19 protein-coding genes and 5 pseudogenes are annotated in these 20,262 nt (G+C 53.8%); 16 read left to right on the forward strand and 8 right to left on the reverse strand.

Annotation, left to right across the window (positions count from 1 at the left end; all coding sequences use genetic code 11):
• Nucleotides 1-95: 95 nt before the first annotated feature.
• Nucleotides 96-554 carry an Rrf2 family transcriptional regulator gene (locus tag KRAC_RS35840; protein WP_007915902.1) on the reverse strand — a complete coding sequence of 153 codons (459 nt, stop codon included), beginning with the start codon at nucleotides 552-554 and terminating at the stop codon, nucleotides 96-98.
• Between the two features lie 194 nt (nucleotides 555-748).
• Between KRAC_RS35840 and KRAC_RS35845 the strand changes: the two genes are divergently transcribed.
• On the forward strand, nucleotides 749-1,657 hold the full coding sequence (locus KRAC_RS35845; RefSeq protein ID WP_007915904.1) for an IS982 family transposase: 909 nt from the start codon (nucleotides 749-751) through the stop codon (nucleotides 1,655-1,657).
• 269 nt (nucleotides 1,658-1,926) lie between these two features.
• On the opposite strand, the gene ltrA is transcribed toward KRAC_RS35845, so the two are convergent.
• The 4 genes and pseudogenes from ltrA to KRAC_RS35860 form a co-directional block, all read right to left on the reverse strand.
• Nucleotides 1,927-3,699, reverse strand: coding sequence for a group II intron reverse transcriptase/maturase (gene ltrA / locus KRAC_RS35850; RefSeq protein ID WP_007915906.1), 1,773 nt, complete (start codon nucleotides 3,697-3,699; stop codon nucleotides 1,927-1,929).
• Between the two features lie 684 nt (nucleotides 3,700-4,383).
• Complete coding sequence (locus tag KRAC_RS35855) at nucleotides 4,384-5,331, reverse strand: LLM class F420-dependent oxidoreductase (protein ID WP_007915915.1); 948 nt, start codon at nucleotides 5,329-5,331, stop codon at nucleotides 4,384-4,386.
• A gap of 176 nt (nucleotides 5,332-5,507) precedes the next feature.
• Nucleotides 5,508-5,645: pseudogene (locus tag KRAC_RS72020) on the reverse strand (DUF4158 domain-containing protein); the annotation flags it as partial.
• Entirely contained in the window at nucleotides 5,623-6,132 is a 510-nt protein-coding gene (locus tag KRAC_RS35860; protein WP_007915917.1) for an Lrp/AsnC family transcriptional regulator, read from the reverse strand. The gene KRAC_RS35860 and the pseudogene KRAC_RS72020, both read right to left, overlap by 23 nt.
• A gap of 85 nt (nucleotides 6,133-6,217) precedes the next feature.
• Here KRAC_RS35860 and KRAC_RS35865 point away from each other — a divergent pair, with 85 nt between their 5' ends.
• The 6 genes from KRAC_RS35865 (at nucleotide 6,218) to KRAC_RS35890 (ending at nucleotide 11,112) form a co-directional block, all read left to right on the forward strand.
• A complete protein-coding gene (locus tag KRAC_RS35865; RefSeq protein ID WP_007915919.1) occupies nucleotides 6,218-7,111 on the forward strand; it encodes an EamA family transporter in 894 nt (297 codons plus the stop codon).
• A 236-nt stretch (nucleotides 7,112-7,347) separates the two neighbouring features.
• On the forward strand, nucleotides 7,348-7,926 hold the full coding sequence (locus tag KRAC_RS35870) for a TetR/AcrR family transcriptional regulator (protein WP_007915925.1): 579 nt from the start codon (nucleotides 7,348-7,350) through the stop codon (nucleotides 7,924-7,926).
• 146 nt (nucleotides 7,927-8,072) lie between these two features.
• Nucleotides 8,073-9,446: a transposase gene (locus KRAC_RS35875; RefSeq protein WP_007915927.1), complete on the forward strand. Its 1,374-nt coding sequence runs from the start codon at nucleotides 8,073-8,075 to the stop codon at nucleotides 9,444-9,446.
• A gap of 55 nt (nucleotides 9,447-9,501) precedes the next feature.
• The gene (locus KRAC_RS35880) at nucleotides 9,502-9,843 is read left to right on the forward strand and encodes a YrdB family protein (protein WP_007915929.1); all 342 of its coding nucleotides are present in this window, start codon (nucleotides 9,502-9,504) and stop codon (nucleotides 9,841-9,843) included.
• Nucleotides 9,844-9,863: 20 nt separating this feature from the next.
• Complete coding sequence (locus KRAC_RS35885) at nucleotides 9,864-10,289, forward strand: DUF4260 domain-containing protein (RefSeq protein WP_007915931.1); 426 nt, start codon at nucleotides 9,864-9,866, stop codon at nucleotides 10,287-10,289.
• 19 nt (nucleotides 10,290-10,308) lie between these two features.
• Complete coding sequence (locus KRAC_RS35890; protein ID WP_007915932.1) at nucleotides 10,309-11,112, forward strand: class I SAM-dependent methyltransferase; 804 nt, start codon at nucleotides 10,309-10,311, stop codon at nucleotides 11,110-11,112.
• Nucleotides 11,113-11,435: 323 nt separating this feature from the next.
• Here the strand turns inward: KRAC_RS35890 and KRAC_RS66890 are convergent.
• Nucleotides 11,436-11,582, reverse strand: a pseudogene (locus KRAC_RS66890) (zinc ribbon domain-containing protein); the annotation flags it as partial.
• A 729-nt stretch (nucleotides 11,583-12,311) separates the two neighbouring features.
• Here KRAC_RS66890 and KRAC_RS35895 point away from each other — a divergent pair.
• The 5 genes and pseudogenes from KRAC_RS35895 to KRAC_RS35910 all read left to right on the forward strand — a co-directional run bounded on the left by KRAC_RS35895 (nucleotide 12,312) and on the right by KRAC_RS35910 (nucleotide 15,668).
• A complete protein-coding gene (locus KRAC_RS35895; RefSeq protein ID WP_040446489.1) occupies nucleotides 12,312-12,662 on the forward strand; it encodes an ArsR/SmtB family transcription factor in 351 nt (116 codons plus the stop codon).
• Nucleotides 12,655-13,155 carry an SRPBCC domain-containing protein gene (locus KRAC_RS35900; RefSeq protein WP_007915936.1) on the forward strand — a complete coding sequence of 167 codons (501 nt, stop codon included), beginning with the start codon at nucleotides 12,655-12,657 and terminating at the stop codon, nucleotides 13,153-13,155. Before KRAC_RS35895 ends, KRAC_RS35900 begins: the two co-directional genes overlap by 8 nt.
• Before the next feature lie 55 nt (nucleotides 13,156-13,210).
• Nucleotides 13,211-13,357, forward strand: a pseudogene (locus KRAC_RS76595) (MerR family DNA-binding transcriptional regulator); the annotation flags it as partial.
• A gap of 20 nt (nucleotides 13,358-13,377) precedes the next feature.
• Nucleotides 13,378-14,670, forward strand: a complete 1,293-nt coding sequence (locus KRAC_RS35905) for an RNA-guided endonuclease InsQ/TnpB family protein (protein ID WP_007915939.1) — start codon at nucleotides 13,378-13,380, stop codon at nucleotides 14,668-14,670.
• Between the two features lie 185 nt (nucleotides 14,671-14,855).
• Nucleotides 14,856-15,668 (forward strand): alpha/beta fold hydrolase, encoded by an 813-nt coding sequence (locus KRAC_RS35910; RefSeq protein ID WP_007915940.1) that lies wholly within the window; start codon nucleotides 14,856-14,858, stop codon nucleotides 15,666-15,668.
• A 50-nt stretch (nucleotides 15,669-15,718) separates the two neighbouring features.
• On the opposite strand, the pseudogene KRAC_RS76600 reads toward KRAC_RS35910, so the two are convergent.
• Nucleotides 15,719-15,877, reverse strand: a pseudogene (locus KRAC_RS76600) (NAD-dependent epimerase/dehydratase family protein); the annotation flags it as partial.
• A gap of 129 nt (nucleotides 15,878-16,006) precedes the next feature.
• On the opposite strand from KRAC_RS76600, the gene KRAC_RS35920 reads away from it, so the two are divergent.
• The 4 genes and pseudogenes from KRAC_RS35920 (at nucleotide 16,007) to KRAC_RS76605 (ending at nucleotide 19,925) form a co-directional block, all read left to right on the forward strand.
• On the forward strand, nucleotides 16,007-16,594 hold the full coding sequence (locus tag KRAC_RS35920) for a TetR/AcrR family transcriptional regulator (protein WP_007915941.1): 588 nt from the start codon (nucleotides 16,007-16,009) through the stop codon (nucleotides 16,592-16,594).
• A gap of 626 nt (nucleotides 16,595-17,220) precedes the next feature.
• Nucleotides 17,221-17,370: a hypothetical protein gene (locus KRAC_RS72030; RefSeq protein ID WP_157507481.1), complete on the forward strand. Its 150-nt coding sequence runs from the start codon at nucleotides 17,221-17,223 to the stop codon at nucleotides 17,368-17,370.
• A gap of 235 nt (nucleotides 17,371-17,605) precedes the next feature.
• Nucleotides 17,606-18,421 (forward strand): SDR family NAD(P)-dependent oxidoreductase, encoded by an 816-nt coding sequence (locus KRAC_RS35925; protein WP_007915943.1) that lies wholly within the window; start codon nucleotides 17,606-17,608, stop codon nucleotides 18,419-18,421.
• A 137-nt stretch (nucleotides 18,422-18,558) separates the two neighbouring features.
• Nucleotides 18,559-19,925, forward strand: a pseudogene (locus KRAC_RS76605) (DHA2 family efflux MFS transporter permease subunit).
• A 27-nt stretch (nucleotides 19,926-19,952) separates the two neighbouring features.
• Here KRAC_RS76605 and KRAC_RS35935 read toward each other — a convergent pair.
• Nucleotides 19,953-20,246 carry a sigma-70 family RNA polymerase sigma factor family protein gene (locus KRAC_RS35935; protein WP_040445581.1) on the reverse strand — a complete coding sequence of 98 codons (294 nt, stop codon included), beginning with the start codon at nucleotides 20,244-20,246 and terminating at the stop codon, nucleotides 19,953-19,955.
• Between the last annotated feature and the right edge of the window lie 16 nt (nucleotides 20,247-20,262).

The following is a 20,262-nucleotide window of genomic DNA, read 5'->3' on the forward strand; positions in this document are numbered from 1 at the left end:
GTCAAGGATGTAATGAATCTTCGCGCTTATGGCTCTCACAGGCAGGGAAAGTCGAGGCGTGGGTCGTGCGAACCCAATTCGCACCTCGACTTTCCCTACAACCTTTGTGGTTCCTTCTGCATGATCGTAATGAGTCGCTGATAGAGGGCCTTATTACTGGTCAGGTCGGCCAGGGTGTATTTGTCGAGGACGCTGAGAAAGGCGGTGAGCGCCTCCTGTAAGGCGGTGCGAAGATTACAGACAGGCGTGATGACGCAGCAGTTGTGCTCGCTATCAAAGCATTCTACCAGAAAAAAATCTTCCTCAGTCTGGCGTACCACCTCGCCGATGCGGATATCAGCAGGCTTGCGCGCCAGCCGCATGCCACCGTTACGTCCTCGGATTGTTTCAATATAGCCGAGCTTGCCCAGTTTATGCACGATCTTCATCAGGTGGTTGCTAGAGATGGTGTAGGTATCGGCGATGTCCTGAATGTTTGCTAGCTGGGTATCAGGGTAGGCCGCCAGGTAAAGCAAGACACGGAGAGCGTAATCAGTGTGATAGGTCAGGTGTATGCAGCATCTCCTTCCACCGAAATAAGGACCATAATGGGGTAATCGTCAGTGTATTATACTCTTCGTTACCTTTTATTACTATCATTGCTAATTGTCGATATAAAGATACGCTTTGTGCTAGTGGATGACAAAAAAGGAGAACGGAAGTACGCTTCTGTTTGTAAAGCCAATCAACAAACAAGGAGCGTACAGCAATGCTTGACAAAGCGACCGTTCTCACCACTCTTTTTATCATAGTTGACGACCTAATGAAAGGGTCAGCCGTGATCCAAGACGCCTTAGAGCGACCAGGACCCGCCCCCCAGCTTTCAGATAGCGAGGTGGTCACCATCGCCTTGTATCAGGAGCTCATTGGAGAGCCGAGAGAAGATCACTTCTTTCGCTTGCACCACGAGCATTTGCGGCCCTTCTTTCCTGGACTCAATGAACGCAGCCGCTACAACCGCCGCAAGCGATCTCTGTGGGCCGTGATCTTGGCCATACGAGCAGGCTTGTGTCTGGTGCAAGAGGCCCAGCAGATGGAGGAGACCGCCGCCATTGACTCGGCTCCTGTCCCCTGTCTCAGCTACAAACGCAGTAAGAAGGCAAGCGATTTTGCTGGTCATGCCGACTATGGAGTCTGTAGCAGCAAGGCGATGAAGTACTTTGGATGCAAGCTCCATAGCCTCGTTGGTCTCTCAGGCGTCATTCTTGGCTTCTTGCTGACTCCAGCCAGTCACTATGACAATCAGCCCGTAGTGGAGTTGCTCGATTCGGTGGCTCATCACCTCAAGCGGCTGATTGGTGATGGGGCTTACAATGATCAAGCACTCCAAAGTACCCTTGAGCACACTCGCTCGTTGCTCTTATTAGCTCCCGTCAAAGCAAATCAGCCTGCCAAGCGCTCTGCGACGGCTCAAAAGGTTCTCAATCGCTTGCGCTTGATCTGCGAAACGGTCAATGCCCAATTGCAAGAGCAGTTTCACCTCTCCAAGCATTATGCCAAGAGCGTCTGGGGACTGTTCACGCGCATTGCGGTCAAAGTCACTGCTCATAGCGCTGGCATGATGGTCAACACGCTCTTAGGTCGATCTCCTCTCAAGTTAGCTGATCTGGCCGTCTAAACTACTAGCACAAAGCGTAATTAGCGCTGAACCAACTCACCCCTATCATAAGTGGATTTCTGTCCACTTGCCAAGAGAGCTGGTAATTGACCTCTTGAATACTTTCTAGTGGACCGATTTTGAGCCGAAACATGGGAAATCAGCGCTCTTTAGAGAGGCGATGCCGCTCCTGATGGGGCCTCGTATGGTCGGCAGCGGGATCACTCCCGCCACCGCCAATCCAGAACCGTGCATGCGAATTTCCCCGCACACGGCTCCTCAGTGTATGGTCAACTGTGATTGACACCAGCCGCCTTGTGTTGCGCGATTCTCGCTACATCCTCGGCGGTTTTCTCATCATGGCAGTGGCGATGGTAAACCCATTTGTTGCTGATATCATCTTTTCCACCAAGTGCGGTTGGGGTGATATGATCCGTTTCTAGGACATCGCCATCTCGAAAGTAGAGTCCGCATCTGGGACATTGTCCTTTTTGAAGGGCGAGGAGTTTTGCTCTTTCGCTTTTCATAAGCGGGTGTTGCTTGAGTCGCTGTGACCAGTAGATGTGATTCCCATCATACGGACTCGCCGATCCTCTGACTTTTGCGTAGTCTTGGCTATGCGTTTCTGTATGATATCGGACGTATACAGCTTTGGGGTTCCCATCTTTATCTCGGATGTAGGTGCCGAACCGTTGGGATCCGTCAATGGGAATGCTGTATTTGTCTTTGACCCATCTTTTGCTCTTCCCTAAATGCCTTGCTTGTTCCCATCGGGCGAGTTGGCGAAAGGTGTTGTGGTCGCAGGCATGAAATGCCTTGCTGCACACTACCCACTTGTAGTAATTCGCCCAGCCTCGGATGACGGGGTTGATCGCGCTAATGACCGCCTTTTGAGGGGCAGATTTTCGTTTTCGTATCAGCAGTTTCATTTGGAGAGTGTGACGTTTGATGGCTTCTCTACTCGGGGTGATGAAGGTTTTGAACCCAAGGGGTTTTCCTTGCGTGTTTTTTCCGGTATGGGTTTTTCCCATTGGAAATTGACGTACGGAGAAGCCTAAAAAGTCAAAACCTACGTTCCCCTCATATGAAGTTAACGTATGGGTGACTCTTGTTTTCTTCGGGCTCAACCAGAGTCCCATGCCTTTTAAGTGTTCCATTACTGCTTTTGTTGCTCTCTCTAATATTTCTTTGTCGGCGTGTAAAATGACGAAATCATCTGCATATCGAATGAAGATTGGTTGCCCTTTCTGCTTCGAACAGACATTTGCTGCCGCTTTTTCTATGCCGTGCAAAGCGATATTAGCTAGTAGCGGCGACAGTGGGCCGCCCTGCGGCGTTCCTGTTTCCGTTGAGGTGAAGTCCACCCCTTCTAGTACTCCTGCCTTCAGCCATCCTCTCATGAGGTGCCGAAGCTGCGGATATGTTTTGAGCTTTTGGAGTAACGCTTTTTGGTCGATGTTGTCGAAACAACCTTTGATATCGGCGTCCAGCACAAATTTGGATTTGAATCGGATACCGTTAAAGATTGCTCCTATGGCATCGTGACATGAGCGCCCTGGTCGGAAACCGTAGCTGTTTTCCTCAAACACCGCTTCCCAAGCCGGTTCTAGGGCCAGTTTTACCAGAGTTTGCTGTGCCCTCTCGACCAGGATGGGAATACCTAGCGGCCTGCGTTCGTCTTTCTTCCCTGGTTTGGGTATCCAGATGCGGCGTACCGGTTTGGCTTTTTGACGGTGTTGGTTTTTCGGGTGAATGGCTTGAGCCATGAGAAGTCTTTGTTTGGGATTGATAGATTTTATCCCGTCAATGCCCGCTGTTTTCTTCCCCTGGTTGTCTTGTGTCACCCGTCGTACCGCAAGGAGTCGTGCGGCTTCCGATTTCATCAGCAACTTTTGCAACTTCTCTACTTTTCTCGTTTCGCCACGCTGACTGGCTCGATAGATGCGCTTCTGAAGACGGAAGACGTGCTGCTCTAGTTTCTTCCAGGGCAGGTTCTTCCAAGTCCCGCTCGCTTCGTCAATTTCTTGATGAGGCGGCGTATTCCTATCTGTTCTTCTACTCACTCTCTATCCTCCATACAGCAGGGTCTACGTTAGCCTATCCTGGGGCTTTTCCCCAGGCATTTGCTTTTTAGACCATCGTTCTCCGTCAAGCATTGGATGGATTCCTACTTATCCGATCGACCACGGGCAAGAGCTATGACGGGGTTCCCCCGTTCCGATCCATTGTCGTTGGGCTGTTGTAGATGGGTACTATCCACCGTGCGTATTTCGGTAGGATGGGGCTCATGGAAGAGGAGCCTCACTTTTCCTTTGAACGTAAAGAACTCAAAGGTTCACGCAGATACCATTTGGTCAAGCCACTTAGTCCGTCTAAGCTTGTACATGCTTACGATGGGTCAGTCATACCTTCAATTCATTCTCCGGTTGGAGAACATTTCATCATGACAGCACGCTTCAGACTTCTACCGCCTCGGACTGGCGGTTTTCTTTTGTCTCACATCCCGCTTCGTGGATTGAGGTCCAGTCGCTACCACGGGGATGCAGCTTTCTGACGCCTACACGCCAGGGAAGGGATTGCACCTTCCACCAATAGATCAGTTATCAGATGTTATTCTCTGTTAGCCATCCCCCGTATTGATGCGGTTTCGGCTAAACGGGTCACACCTTCCATCAACATCTTGTAAATTGGCGCCCCTTTTGTCCCACAGAGTACGCAATGAAATCCAAGCTTGTTCGTTTTACTTGTCAGGCGAAGAACTCTCTGGCGAAGCGGCGAAGAGCTTCCAGATTAGTTCCATCTAGAAAACGCAGCACCAGCTCCTGCACGCCTGCTGCTTCATAGGCGGCCAGACGTTGGCGAATCGTCTCAGGGCTGCCAATCAGAGCAGTATTGACTCTGTCTCCAAGTCTAGCTTTGCGTTCAGGGGGAAGCAAAGCTCTCGCCTGCTCATCACTGTCAGCCATGAGGCACAATGTGGTTGATGTGCGATGAATGCTCTCGTAATCACGTCCAACCGTCTCGCAGTGCTCCTTGAGTACGGCAAGCTTCTGTTTCATAGTGGCAGGGTCATCGCCCACGTTACAGGCATCACCATATTGTGCCACCAGTTTGAGAGTGACTTTCTCGCCGCTGCCGCCAATTAGCAGCGGGATATGCGGCTTTTGCACACCTTTGGGCTGATTGATAGCTCCACGTACCTGGTAGTATTTTCCTTCAAAAGCGGCTTCCTCCTGAGTCCACATAGCTCGAATAACCTGTACAGCCTCTCGCAAGTGCCGCAGGCGCTCAGGGGCCTCAGGATAGTCATATCCATAAGCGCGATACTCATGCTCAAACCAGCCTGCTCCGATACCAAAGTTGAGCCGCCCATGCGAGAGCGCATCGACGGTACTGGCCATTTTTGCGAGCAACGCAGGGTTACGATAGCCATTGCAGGTGACCAACTGGCCTATGCGTATACGCGTCGTATCGCGCGCAAGGGCTGCTGTGGTAGTCCAGCATTCAAACGTGACCTCTTGTGATGGGCGTGGGATGGTATGAAAGTGATCAACAAGCCAGACGGAAGCGAAGCCAACCTCCTCAGCCGTTTGAGCAACACACGTCATCGTTTCGTAGGCTTCTATAGGGTCCTTGATCCCTGCCAGATCCATGTTCCAACCCTGAGGAACAAGCAAACCAAATTGCAGTGCCATGCGGTGTCCGTTCCTTCCTTTGTAGAGAGTTCCCCTTCGTTATAATATCAGGGAAGAGGACAAAAATACAGAGCAATATTAAGGCAGCACAGCTGTGCTGCCTTAATATTTGAAGAAAAAGTGGCGATGTGCTTCTCTAGCGTTGTATCAGAAGTTCAATGCAGTCAACGTCCGTTCTTGAGGGCAAATCCTAAGTGGTTATGATCTCTACGACGCTGGACAAAGAGGGCACGATCCTCATCATCCAGGTGAAAATAGCGGGCAAGTTGTTCGGGGGATGGTTCTCCAACTTTACTCAAGCAATGTATCTTCAGGAAGTGGCGGGGGACGCAGAGGAACAATAGTAGACTGGATAATGGTCGTCGTTGTTGAGCCATAGAAAAGGAAACTATCGAGAAGACGATCAAGCTGATCAATAGCAGGAATGTGAACTTTGAGAATGAAGCAATCCTCACCGGTGACGCGGTGACATTCAACGACTTCAGGAGTCTGTTGCGCCAGTTCCGCAATCTTGGGAAGTTGCCCAGCATTTGGACGGATACGAACATACGCAGCAATTGGAAGCCCAAGTGCCGCAGGATTCAGTTCCAAGCGATAGCCTTGAATCACTCCCGTTTCTTCCAACCGGCGGACTCGCTCGGTGACGGCAGGAGAAGACATACCGACTCGGCGACCGAGTTCGGACATAGTCAACCGAGGATCACGCTGGAGTTCTTCCAGCACGCGGAGATTGACCGCGTCAATCTCCTCACGGAACCCAGTGTAAGTAAAAGGGCGTTTTTTCTTTAAATCTTCAGCCATATGTTCCGTATCTCCTCAAATATGCCATGTATTTTTGCTTCCTTCCATTGTACCATTACGAGAAACAACAATGAGAGGAAACACCATGATTTCTACGAAAAAAATAGGGATGATGGAAAAAGTTCCACCACATGTTTTCTTTCTGGTAAGTGCCCTCTTCCGCTACCTTGGACCTGCCTTTGCAGTCCTCCTTTTTGCTCATGTTTCTGTCCTTGGAGTTGCATGGCTTCGTATTGCGAGTGCCGCCGTTGTTTTTGCTGCATGGCGTCGCCCATGGCGTCTGTTTATGAGCACATCATGGGCAATACGACGTATTTTGATTGCGCTGGGAGTTGTGCTCGGTCTGATGAATGCATGCTTCTATCTAGCGATTGCCCGTATTCCATTGAGCACAGTTGGAGCCATCGAGTTTCTTGGTCCCATTACCCTGGCTGCGCTAGGCGCACGAACTCCACGTAACATCAGTGCATTGCTCTTAGCCGCTGCAGGGGGATGGCTTTTGACCGATGCACGCTTCAGCGGTTCCCCTTTAGGATTCGGCTTCGCCTTTGCCAATTGTCTCCTTTTCATTCTTTACATCGTGCTTGGACACCGCATCGCCGAAGATGGCGGTGCTGCTGGAATTGATCGACTAGGAGCAGCAATGCTCATTGCACTCCTGGCTGTCAGTCCACTTGGACTCACGGATGCCTTGCCAGCGTTTCCACAGCCACTGCTCCTTCTTGCCGGTATTGGCGTAGGCGTTTGTTCTTCGGTCATCCCCTACGTCTGCGATCAGTTGGCAATGGCTCGATTGCCAAGAGCGACCTATGCACTCTTGCTCTCCTTACTCCCAGCCTCTGCTACCATTATTGGTATTGTTGTCCTGCATCAACTTCCAAAGCCAATAGAGATTGTGGGAATCCTCTTCGTTGTGGTTGCTGTCATCCTCCACAAGGAAGCAGATGTACAGCCGAAAAAGCACGCGAAGAGTGTGTAAGTGTGGAATGAGGGAAGGCGTGGAGGGGGCTTAACGAGCCTCAACGGATAAACAGGATCTCAAGAACCAGAAACCAGACACCCAAAGGCAAGCTTGCGAGCCGAGGCAGACGCCAAAGGAGAATTGGAGATCCTGTAGATACCAACTTTCCTCTTGACAGTCTAATGACATTAGACTAATATATAAATATATTAAATAAATGCCTACTCATGAAAGATAGAGAGGGAGTGATATCCATGGCGCCGAGAGCGGGTCTAGAGTATGACGCGATTGTGAAGGCTGCGGCAGAACTGGCGGATGAGCATGGACTACACATGGTGACGATGGCGATGCTGGCCGCGCACCTGGGTGTGCGCACACCAACGCTCTATCACTATTTTTCTGGCCTGGCAGGCTTGCAGCGGGCCCTGGCGCTGTTGGGATTACAAGAAATGACAGAGCAACTGGGGCAGGCGATAATGGGGAAGGCGGGGGATGATGCAGTGGTCGCGCTCGCACACACCCTGCGTGACTTTGGCAGGACTCGTCCTGGCCTCTATGAAGCGACCGCCCGTGCTCCCGAACCAGGCGATGCCGAGTGGCAGGAAGCAGGTCGCAGGGGAATAGAGATCGCTTTGCGAGCGCTGGGAGCCTACATGCTAAGCCAGGAGGACGCTCTGCACGCGGTCCGTATGGTGCGCAGCCTCGTACATGGTTGCGTTACTCTGGAGACCGCAGGAGGCTTTGGTCTCCCTCTGGATGTAAACGAAACCTTTAAACGCTTGCTTGATCTACTTTTACACGACCTGCATACACGTCAAGGCAGTGGAAAATAAAGCTTGTAATTGGTGTTTAGACTACCTAAGTTTCGCCCAAATTGACGACAGTCCAGCGAGCCAGTGCAGAGCTTGCAAAAAGCAGAGCGATACTCCATAGCTAATGAAGGAACAAAGGAGCTTTCATTAGAAAAAGGAGTATCACCATGAACGAGTCTATCACAACAACAACGAACCATTTCACTGGATGCGCCATCCTGGCCGCCATAGGAGCCAAATTGCAGCAATTGGATGTCTTGAGCCCGATCCGCAAGAGAGTGCAGATCAGGCAGAAAACCATCAAGCATACGCCTCTCGACAAGCTGATGGATGCGTTTATCAGTCTGTTGGCTGGAGCCCATGGACTGGTAGAAATCAACAGTCGGCTGCGAGCCGATCCGGGCTTGCAACGAGCCTTCGGTCGAACCTCTTGTGCTGAGCAGTCGGTGGTGCAAGAGACGCTTTCTGCCTGTGCTGAGGAAAATGTCCTTCAGGTGCATCAGGCGCTCGATGAGATCTACCGCGCTCAGAGCCAAGGCTTTCATCATGACTATCAGGCCGCTTTTCAACTCTTGGACGTGGACCTGACGGGCATGCCTTGTGGACCAAAAGCGGCGTTTGCCACGCGCGGCTATTTTGCAGGACTCTATCATCGCCGAGGGCGGCAATTGGGTCGTGTGCTGGCGACCCAGTATGAAGAAGTCGTGGTCGATCAGCTTTTTGCAGGCAATGTCCAACTGATCAAGGCTCTGCAACCGCTGGTAGAGACTGCTGAGACGACCTTGCAATTGGACGATGCCAAACGCAGACGGACCATTATCCGTGTCGATGCAGGTGCGGGAACCGAGGACGACCTCAATTGGCTGCTCTCCCGAGGCTACGAGGTCATGGCGAAAGAATACTCGGGACGACGTATCACGCGACTGTCTCAAACGGTCAAGGAATGGGTCCAGGACCCCACCTGGTCGGAACGTTCCTTTGGCTGGGTGAGCGAGGAAGCCGCTGGCTACGTCCGTCCCATGCGACGTATTGCGGTACGCTGTCGCAGAAGAGATGGCACATTTGCTTATGGCATTCTGATGTGTTCGCTCTCGATTGAGCAGGTTCTTCCCCTTCTGGGATGGGAGGCATCGCAAGCGGCTGATCCCACGGCGGTGCTCTTGGCCTATGTGACCTTTTATGATCAGCGTGGTGGAGGCATCGAAACCTCCTTCAAGGGTGATAAACAGGGATTGGGACTGACGAAACGCAATAAGAAGCGCTTTGAGGCGCAGTACATGCTGGCGCTGCTCGGCTCACTGGCTCACAACGTGGTGGTCTGGGCACGTCGCTGGCTGAACAGCCCAAAAATCCATCGTTATGGCATCTTGCGTATGGTGCGTGATGTCTTTCATGTCAGCGGTTTGCTCCGTTTCAATGCGTTGCATCAGGTGGTTGAGATCGAGCTCAATCAGGACGCTCCCCTGGCTCACTCACTCCTCTATCCCTTGCAGGAGCTGCTTGCTCCCTTCCAGATTGTTGTTATTTTGGGCGAAACTTAGGTAGTCTAAACATCAATTGTAAACCAGGCGAAAGAATTTGAAAGGACTCATCTACATGTTAGCACTTATAAAGAATATCAATCTTGGACTTGCATTTTTCTTAGAACTCGCTCTTCTGGCTTCATTTGGCTATTGGGGCTTCACGACAAATTGGGGAACGATCGCCAGGTTTGGGCTTGGGCTGGGTATCCCTGTGCTTGTGGCGATCATCTGGGGCTGTTTTGAAGCCCCAAGGGCAAATTGGCCGCTTCCTGAACCCTGGCACCTGTTGCTCAAACTGGCCCTCTTCGGCCTGGGAGTTGCCGCACTTTTCGTCGCCGGACGCCGTGAACTCAGCATTACCTTCGCCGTGATCTTTATCATCAATACTATTCTGGCCTACGTCTGGGCGCAGTAATGACGAAAGGAGAGACACTCATGGAAGAGACGTTGAATGTGCAAACGCAAGAAAATGGTCAGCAGGGAAAAACGAGAGCCAACTCTCTGGATCTCTTGAGTCCGCGTGTGCTCCTGCATCTTGAGGGCGCGATAGTGCTGCTGGCTTCGCTTGTGCTCTACACGCTCCATGGAGGCAATTGGTGGCTGTTTGGCTTGCTGCTGCTCACTCCTGATCTCTCGGCCCTGGGCTACCTGGCGGGGAGCAGGCTGGGCGCGCGCTGCTATAATCTTATGCATACCTACCTGTTACCGGGAGTGCTGGCCGCGTATGGTCTGCTCGGTGGCAAAGAACTGGCCTTTCTGCTGGCACTGATCTGGTTCGCCCATATCGGCCTGGATCGCGCCCTCGGCTTTGGCCTCAAATACATGACCGAATTTAAAGATACGCACCTTGCCCATGTATAGTTATGAAGGGAGAAAGAGCATGAGTGATACGAGTGAGATCTGGACCGGCGAGGCCGCGCTCTATGACCAGACGCGCCCCAGCCCGCCACCAGTCCTGGTCGATATCCTTACACAGTTAATCAACACTCCTCAGCCTGCCCTGGTGGTAGACCTGGGTAGTGGCACCGGCCTCTCGACTATGATGTGGGGTGAGCGAGCACAGCGTGTGATTGGCATTGAACCCAACGCCGATATGCGAAACCAGGCCATACACAATGCCGCAAAGCATCCTCATGCTAAGCGCATTGCGTTCCAGGAGGGGATCTCCCACCAGACTGGCCTACCCGACGGGAGCGTCGACATTGTGACCAGCTCTCAATCCTTTCACTGGATGGAGCCAACCTCGACCCTGGCGGAGGTCGCGCGTATCCTGCGCCCCGGTGGCCTCTTCGCCGCCTATGATTACTCCTGGCCGCCCACACTTGGCTGGGAAGTTGAGCTAGTGTACCAGGAGGTCGATGCGCGCTTCGACGCCCTCTTGCGTGAGCGCGAACTGGAGCAGAATCTCCAGCGCTGGCCCAAGGAGCAGCACCTGGAGCGTATGCACGCGAGCGGCCACTTCCGCTTCACACGCGAGCTCCTGCTTCATCACACCGAGCATGGCAATGCCGAGCGCTTTATAGGTATGATCATGACCAATAGATATAGCCATGAATTCAAGCTGAACACAATCACTGAAGAAGAGATTGGCCTGGCGCAACTCAGAGAGGCCGCGCAACGCTATATCGGTTCCGAGGCCATCCCCTGGTACTTCAGCTACAAAGTCAGGATTGGTATTAAATAGAAGCTTTATAACAGCCAGATTTTGGCGTGCGTATAACTAACGTCAGTTGGCTTTGTCTGACTGTTAGCGTAAAGACCTATATCACCGCTATTGACTGCGAGGTTGGCGTAAGAAGGGCGATAGGAGAAAGGGCCGAAAAGTACTTTTCCTCTATTATTCCGCTCTATATATGGTGATGCTCAGTTTTTCTTATGGCCAGGGGAATGCCGAGGATTCCCTTTGACACTCCCCCGGATACATCCAGGGGGATTCTTCCTTCATCCAGGCGGCTTGCTCACTCCCATTGCTGAGAGACAGTAGCGGCCTTCCTGTCCAGAAGCGTTTCATGCACTCAACGGTGCATCAGTTCCCGTATGCCCTACGGTACTGAGCGCTTTTTGCAAAATGTTCATCGCGGCGTTGTGATCTCGATCCAGCACGACACCGCATCCTGTGCATAGGTGAGTTCGGACACTCAGGCTCTTCTTGACGGGTATTGTCAACTTAAGCAAAATTGTAGAGATTATATAAGAGAAACATGCCTCAAAGTGGGAATGACGCGCTAATTCGGACAGTGTTTACTGAAGCATCTTGGAGAAAGTAGCATCGAAGTGGTGAAAGCTCATCAAAAAAATCCTTAAGTTGACAATACCTTAGCGGGTCATACACAACTTTGGTGAAGGATGAGCTTATTGAGCGAAAGCCGTTTCCTTTGGTCGCAGAGAACAACGACTACGATTTTCTCACTGATCAGCTTATCACTAAAGGTGTGTCAGAGCCAAGATATCATGTGTTTGCTTTCCAGTGCATGGGGCAATTGACCTATCCTTAAAACATCTTGTGCCAAAAACAAGCACAGCGAATGGTTTCGCACCAGGTCCATACCAAATGGTCAACCTTCGGGGAAAATAGCTTACCTTTATGGCTAAAACATACCCCATCGATCTGGAATTGAACTACCATACGTGGTGGCACAGGTCGCTTGTTTGAAGTTTCATACAAAAATCACTCGAACATTTGCACAATGTACCACCTACTTGATGAAACCCTGCGCCTCTTTGCCTTTTTCCAAAGTTTAGCAATCTATGTAGAGATCAGTAGATAACGAGCGATTTTGCAACTCATCAATGTTTCCTGAGTGTGCTTTCGTGATAAGCCGAAATATTCCTTTTGAAGAATATGCATTGACGAATATATTCTCTTTCGGGTATACTTGGAGTATGAAAACACTCTGGACTGCTCTGACGGAGCCAAATCGCTTCCACATTGTGGAACTGTTGCGCGATGGCCCTCTGACAGTGGGAGAAATCACCGAGCGGCTGGGATTACAGCAGCCGCAGGTGTCGAAGCATCTCAAGGTTCTGAGCGAGGCTGGCATTGTAGAGGTCCAGCCGCAGGCCAACCGGAGGATTTATAAGCTGAGACGTGAGCCGTTCCAGGAGTTGGAGTCCTGGCTGCAATCTTTTCGTCGCCTCTGGGAAGAACGCTTCGATCGTCTGGACGATTACCTACTGGAATTGCAGGCCACCGAGCAACCCACCAGCAACCGAAGTGAGGACAAGCATGTTTGATTACCACTCTTTGAGTTCCCGTGTTGGGGAACAGGAATTCGTCGTAGAACGGCAATTCACCGCGCCACGCACACTGATGTTTCAGGTTTTCACCCAGCCGGAGCATCTCAAGCGCTGGTGGGCGCCACAGCCGTTCACCATTCCCGTCTGTACCATCGACTTGCGGCCTGGTGGCATCTGGCACTACTGCATGCATTCGCCGGAGGGGCAAGATCACTGGGCGCGCAGTGTGTACAGCGAGATCGTGCCGCCGGAAAAGCTGGTCTATACCTCGACCTTCGCCGACGAGCATGCCAACCCCATCGAGGGTATGCCGGAGCACCTGACCACAGCGATCTTCACGGAAGAGGCTGGTAAAACGAGCGTGATTGCTCGAGTCCAGTTCACCAGTGCAGCGGCGCTTTCAGTCGCTGTCGACATGGGTATGCTGCAAGGAATGAGCATGACCTGGGATTACCTGCTCGGGTATGTGCAAGAGTTGCAAGCAAAGTAAAGGAGATCTGTACTAGGTATTGACAACGTGCGCGAAAGTGAACTAAAATTATTACATGTACTCAGTCGCACCGTTTGCCAAGCAGGTGGGTGTCAGCGTGAAAACGTTGCAGCGCTGGGACCGAGAAGGCAGGCTCAAAGCCAAACGAACGCTTTCTGGGCGTCGCTCCTCCATTGCATGGCCTGCGGAACTACCGCAACGCGTGAGAAAAGGCGCTCAAGGATGAAAATCGCACACAAGATCAGGATGCATCCCACGCCTGAACAGGTGGAGTACCTCAAACGAGCCTGTGGCACGAGGCGCTTTATCTACAACTGGGGGCGGGAACAATGGGAGAAGCAGTATCAGGCGTACAAAGCCGAGCAGGAAACCGTTCCCCAAGAGCAGCGCCTGCTCAACCCGCCACATGCCCTCGCACTCAAGAAGCAATTTAACGAGATCCGGGAGCAGGAGTACCCATGGACCTATGACGTCACGAAATGTGTGGTGGAGGGAGCCTTCGACGACCTCAAGAAAGCGTATAACAACTTCTTTGCGGGCCGAGCGAACTACCCGCAGTACAAGAAAAAGGGCAAGTCGCACGACTCGTTTTATCTCTCCAACGATAAATTTACCTTGGGAAGCCATTGGATCTCGATCCCCGGGCTTGGCCGCTTCATCCTCGATCAACGCCAAACGAAGAAGGACCGAGGCAAGCTGCTGCGCAAGCTAGGAACGGTCAATCTGGCAGAAAAACTGCGCTTCGTCGAAAAGGGAAAAGCAAGCGTTCCCACGAAGAAGCGCAACAAGCGCAAGCACGTCGTGTGTGAACGAGTCAAAATTCTGGGGGGGACCGTCAGCTGTGAGGCGGGCCACTGGTACGTCTCCGTTCACGTCGAGATCAAGAGAGAGTGCCCTCCCAAACCTGTCCCAGTGGTGGGGGATGTGGGCTTGAAGCATGCTGCTGTGGTGAGCGATGGACGCAGGCTTGAGAACCAAAGGCCATTGGCGCTCCATCTCAAGAAACTCGGCAAGCTGCAACGCAAGCTGTCAAAGAAACAGAAGACGAAAGACCCTCAAACCAAGCGAACCGTGTTCAGCAAGCAGTATGAGAAGCAACGACTCAAGGTCGCGCGCAAGCATCAGCAGATCGCCAACATCCGGCGGGATGTGCAGCACAAGTTCACGACCGAACTGGCACGCACCTGTGGGGCCATTGGCATCGAAGACCTCAACATCGTGGGGATGATGGCCAACCGGAAGCTCTCGCGTGCGGTGGCCGATGCCGCGATGGGGCAATTGTTGCAGTTCCTCAAGACCAAAGTGGCCAACGCCGGGGGCGATCTCTTCATCGCCTCTCGCTGGTTTGCTTCGACCAAACGCTGTTCGTGCTGTGGGCAGGTCAAAAAGCGCATGCCGCTCAAACACCGCACCTATGAGTGCGTGGCCTGTGGGCTGGTCATCAACCGGGATCTCAATGCCGCCTTGAATTTGCTGTGGTTCGCAACAGAAGAGCTTCGCCAGCTTCACACGTAAAGCTGGCCGTCCTGGAGAGTGGCTACCGCCGGACGTAAAATGCCTGGGGAGTTGATGTGAGACCGAAACGGGAGGGCTGATCCAAAGGTTCCCGTGCGCTGGCTATCGACGATGAAGCAGGAAGAACTGACCGCTTGAGGGTGGGTTCGCGCACTTTCGAGTATGAGAAAGGTAGCAGAAAGACAATGGCTACAGTCATCGCACAGAACACCGTTCTTTCCAAAGACGGTACCGTTATCGAATACTCTCAGGTCGGCCAGGGACCGGCTCTCATCCTGGTGGATGGCGCGCTCTGTTACCGGGAATTTGGGCCGAGCAAAGCGCTGGCGGCGATGCTTTCACCGCACTTTACTGTGGTGACCTACGATCGCCGTGGCCGGGGCGAAAGTGGCGACACCTTGCCGTACGCTGTTGAGCGGGAAGTCGAAGATCTCGAAGCCCTCATCGAAGCAGTGGGTGGAACAGCCTTTGTGGCTGGCCAATCCTCCGGGTCCGCGCTGGCGATCGAAGCCGCGAACCGTCTCTCTGGCATTACGAAACTGGCGTTGTATGAAGCACCGTTCGTCGTTGACGATACAGGCAAACCGGTGACGCAAGCGTTCCTCGCCCGCCTCAAAGAGCTGGTGGTGGAGAATCAGCGCACGGAGGCGGTCAAGCTGTTCATGAAGCAGGTCGGCACGCCCGGCTTCATGGTCTCCATCATGCCTCTTATGCCGATGTGGCCAAAACTCAAGGCAGTTGCGCACACGCTCCCGTACGACATCAGAACGCTGGTCGATTATGGAGCAGGCAAACCCTTGCCAAGGACGCTGGGCGCTTCGATCACCGCCTCTACGCTGGTCATGGATGGGGGGAAAAGTCCGACATGGATGCGTCATTCAATGCAAGCGCTGGCACAGACACTGCCCAATGCGAACTACCACACCCTGGCAGGGCAGACCCACATGGTCAAGGCGGAAGCCCTTGCTCCTGTCCTGGTTGAGTTCTTCACCGCCTGATACTACGAAGCGAGAAGGTTATGCAAACAGTTTCTTCCAACGAGATGACTCTCAACCCATCCGTTCATACAAAATTGACCAATGCATTGCTGGTCTGCGGCACCAGTGTCTGAGCGGGTAAGGCCGACGACCGTATGACCGGCACCGATGAGTTCGCGGACGACGGCGGAACCGATGAAGCTTGTTGCTCCTGTGACAAAAACACGCATAAGAAAATTCTCCTTCTTCTGGTAAGATGAAGCGTGAGTGTGATAAAATGAGGTTGCCTCCTTATATTAACGGAGGGGCCCTCACTTTGTCAAGGACTACTCTCCAAAGGCAGAAAGGAGGCGCATAAAATGAACGAGCCAACACCAGCCAACCGCCCCATGCGAGCTGATGCCCAGCGCAACTACGCCAGCCTGCTGAACACGGCGCGAGTCGCGGTCTCGGAGCGCGGCGCTGACATTGTCCTGGAGGACATTGCCAGGTCGGCTGGGGTCGCGATCGGAACGCTGTACCGCCACTTCCCCACGCGTCAGGATCTCCTTGAAGCCGTGTTCCTGGATGAGACCAATGAATTGAGGGCGCACGCTGAAGAACTCGCAAGCGCTCCGGTCCCTTTCGACGCCCTGATCAGCTGGCTTCGTCTCCAGATGGACTTCGCGGCTCGAGGGCGGAGCATGGGAGCAGCCATCATGGCTGCCAAGCACGTTCCGGGAACGAGAATCTATGATGCGAACAAAGCTATGCACGAGGCGGGAGAAGTACTCTTGCTCCGCGCCCAGGCCGCAGAACAAATCCGAACGGATGTCCATATTCTCGACGTGATACGACTCGTCTACGGAATCGCCCTGGTGAATGAACATGCGTCCGACCCTGATGGGGCCAACCGCATGCTCGATCTCGTCATCGCCGGAATCAGAACAAAGCCGAGTCGGGACTGAAAGATGGTGTGTCACCTCTCTGCTTGGAGTCGATCTTATTGACGACGGCGTGCGCCAGTTGAGCATGCGCACCGGCTTCGCTGGGAAGTCGAAAGGCAATCTTGAGGGAGTGCCAACATTGTAACGTTCTCTCAACGGGCATGGAGGCCCAGTACCAGCGAAGCTGACACAGACCGCAAAGGAGATGGGAATAGTTGGGAAACGTCCAACACATGTTGTAACCACAAGATGTACCCTGCGCTGCCCTCACCCATTTCCCAAATGGTGCGAAACAATTCGTCTCTGGGGCTACTTCTCTAGATTCTCCATCGTCAATTTCCATGTTTCGCGCTGATGCGGGTCAGTTTCGCCTCAAAAGGTGTGCTGATGAGCACCCAATTTACTATTTGGATACATTACTCCACCTCAGCAATCCTTGAGAGAGGATTGCTGAGGTTATTTTAGTTTAAACGTCAATTGAGCAATTCGTCGAGAATCTCTTTGCGTATGTTCATGTTTCTCCTCCTCCATCTTCCGCAATATCTCTTTATTCATTGTCTCCACTACACAAAGAATTTTACAGTACCTACCTCTCTCGATTTTTTTGATGATCATGCTCTTCATTCCTTTAACGAGATGGTTGGGAAGTGGGGCGAGAGAACACCTCGCGGCTAACGCTCTCGCTGCTGCTCGTCAATGACGAGTCCGAGAAAGTAACCGACACCGAGATCATGGGCCTGCTTGATGTGACTCCTTTTTCGTCCCGACTCCCCATGTTTGCCGGTCGCCTGCGATGAGTTTGGGACCACATTGGTGTCTTATACATGAAAAGGGATTGATACCGGAGATCTGCCCGAGGCGAAAGCTGGACTGCTTCTGCTCACAATGAGCAGTAATTCGCTCCTCCCTTTTCGCGCGCGAGCACATGCACACGCGCTGCGTGAGCACCGCAATCCGGAGCCATCGGGGCCTCGACTTTCAGAGCAATTAGGAACTGTTCGAAGGCAACAAGCATTGAAAGGAAATGAACGCATGAAGACTACATCGACATCCACACCTTTGTTAAAGAACAAACACGCCGTCATCTTTGGCGCAGGCGGTGCCATAGGTCAGGCGATGGCCAAAGAGTTCGCGGTCCAGGGGGCCACGGTCTTTCTTTCCGGTCGTACTCTAGGCGCTGTTTCGGAGGTTGCTGCCGACATTCACCAAGACGGCGGTATCGCCTACGCCGCACAGGTAGACGCCCTTGATGAGCAGGCAGTGAACGCCTATCTCGATCGCGTGGTGCAAGAAGCGGGGAGCATTGATATCCTCTTGAATATGATGGGTCCACAGGCAAAGGACTATGGCAACTCGACAAGTACCATGGAACTCCCCCTTGGGCAGTTCCTGTTGCCGTTCTCCACCCTGGTTCCCTCGCAATTCATCACGGCGCGTGCAGCCGCCCGCCATATGGTCCAACAGCAAGGAGGGGTCATCCTGTTTGTCACCGCGATCCCCGGGCGGGGCTTTGCAAACGCCGCGGCCATTGGCTCGGCCTTTGGGGCCATAGAATCGCTCTTGCGATGTCTGGCCACCGATCTGGGGCGGGCTGGCGTCAGAGTTGTTGGCATTCGTGCCGGGGCTATGGTGGAGACCAGAACCATCCAGCAATCGGTTGAGAATGCCGTACAGCGGCTGGGGGTCTCGAAAGAGCAAGTCGTGTCGATGTTTGAACAGCGAACGCTTCTGGGACGCCTGCCGACCGTGGCCGACACGGCACGGCTGGCGGCATATCTTGCCTCGGATGGAGCGCGAACCATCACTGGCGCTATTGTGAATGCGTCAAGCGGAAGCGTCATAGATTGACCTTTTCTCTGCCTCTTCTGTCGCACGACAGCCGTGCGGAGCCTTTGCCTAGAGTGAGGAAGGAAAACATGCTACAAGAATCTCACGAAAAAGCCAGACAAATCTGGGTGCTGATACTCGCTTCGCTGGCATCATTTATGGTTGCGCTCGATGCCACGGTCGTCACGACTGCGTTGACCACGATTCACCGGGACCTGGGCGTCTCGATCGCGAATCTGGAGTGGACCGTGAACGCCTACACCTTGAGCTTCGCGGTGCTGCTCATTCTGGCGGCTGCCCTGGGCGACCGCTTCGGGCGGCGGCGCTTGTTCGTCGCTGGCCTCCTGCTGTTTGTCGGAGCGTCTGCTGCCTGCGCGCTCGCTCACAACATTGGCTGATTGCCGCCCGCACCATCCAGGGATGCGGAGCCGCGCTGGTGGGACCGCTGGCGCTGACACTGCTGAGCGCGGCCTTCCCGCCACAGCAGCGGGCGCGGGCGCTGGGAATCTTTGGCAGCATCAGCGGTCTGGCCCTCATCGCCGGTCCGGTTGTGGGAGGAATCATCGCCCAGGGCCTGGCCTGGCAGTGGATCTTCTGGCTCAACGTGCCCATCGGCCTGCTGGTTGTCGCGCTCGTGCTCAGTCGCGTACAGGAAAGCTTCGGGCCACGCACTTCGCTCGATCTCGGCGGCCTGCTGAGCATTTCGGGCGCCTCCCTCGGGCTGGTGTGGGGGCTGGTGCGCGGGAACAGCGTCGGCTGGGGCCGCTTTGAGGTCGTCGCAACGCTTGTGGCTGGTGGGCTGCTCGCCATTGTCTTCGTTGCCTGGGAGCTGCGCGCTCGCGCGCCAATGGTGCCGATGCACTTCTTTCGCTCCCGCGCCTTCTCTGCGGGCAACGCGGCGACCTTCTTGCAGACCACGTCGTTGATCGGTGTCGTCTTCTTTATGGCCCAGTTTTTTCAAGTTGTGCAGGGCAATGGACCGCAGGGCGCCGGACTGCGCTTGCTGCCCTTGACCGCGACCCTGTTCGTGGTTGCCCCGCTGACCGGGACTCTCGTCAACCGGATCGGCGAGCAGGTTCTGGTGGCCGGCGGGTTGCTCCTACAAGCGATCGGGATCGCCTGGATCGGGCTGGTCGCCGCGCCCGGCCTGCCCTATGCGGAGCTCATTGTGCCGCTGATCATCGCCGGCTGCGGCGCCTCGTTCTCCCTTCCCGCTACGCAGAATGCCGTAATCAACGCGGTGAGAGCAGTCGACATCGGCAAGGCTTCCGGCGCTTTCAGCATGTTCCGTCAGCTTGGCGGTGCGTTCGGCGTGGCGATCCTGGCGGCGGTGTTTGCCGCGACCGGCAGCCTCGGCTCCGCCCAGGCTTTCAGCAGCGGCTTCGCGAGCGCGCTGAGCGTCGCCGCTGCCCTCTCGCTGCTGGGAGCGATCACCGGCCTGGTGCTGCCTGGCAGGCAGGTCAAAGCAATGGAGCCAGCGGAGAGTAAAACAGCCGCTCTGCACGAAGAAGCTCTGAGACTGTAAAATCCTCCAGAAAACCGATCTTCATGCTTATTGGCCTCCAGCTTCCTCTTCAATGGTGGACGGGAGGCCAAAAGCTGTGAAACTGGCCACATCCAGGAACACAACGATGCTGCCGATCTGTTCGCCTTCCACCCCCAGGACCCACAGGCTAGAGAGCTGATAGCCATCTTCCCCAACTTCCCGCCGATAGAGCCCTAAAGTCGGGCAGCCATTGGCGCGCGTTGGCAGCAGCCGCCATTGTTTGTCGGGAGTGAAGATCCGAAGCTGGAGCAGAATAGCAATATCCGTTCGTCCCTGAACCCAGGCGGGAAGCAGCGGCATGGTCAACCACGCATCC

Origin of the sequence: Ktedonobacter racemifer DSM 44963 (genome assembly GCF_000178855.1) — a bacterium.
Lineage (GTDB): Bacteria > Chloroflexota > Ktedonobacteria > Ktedonobacterales > Ktedonobacteraceae > Ktedonobacter > Ktedonobacter racemifer.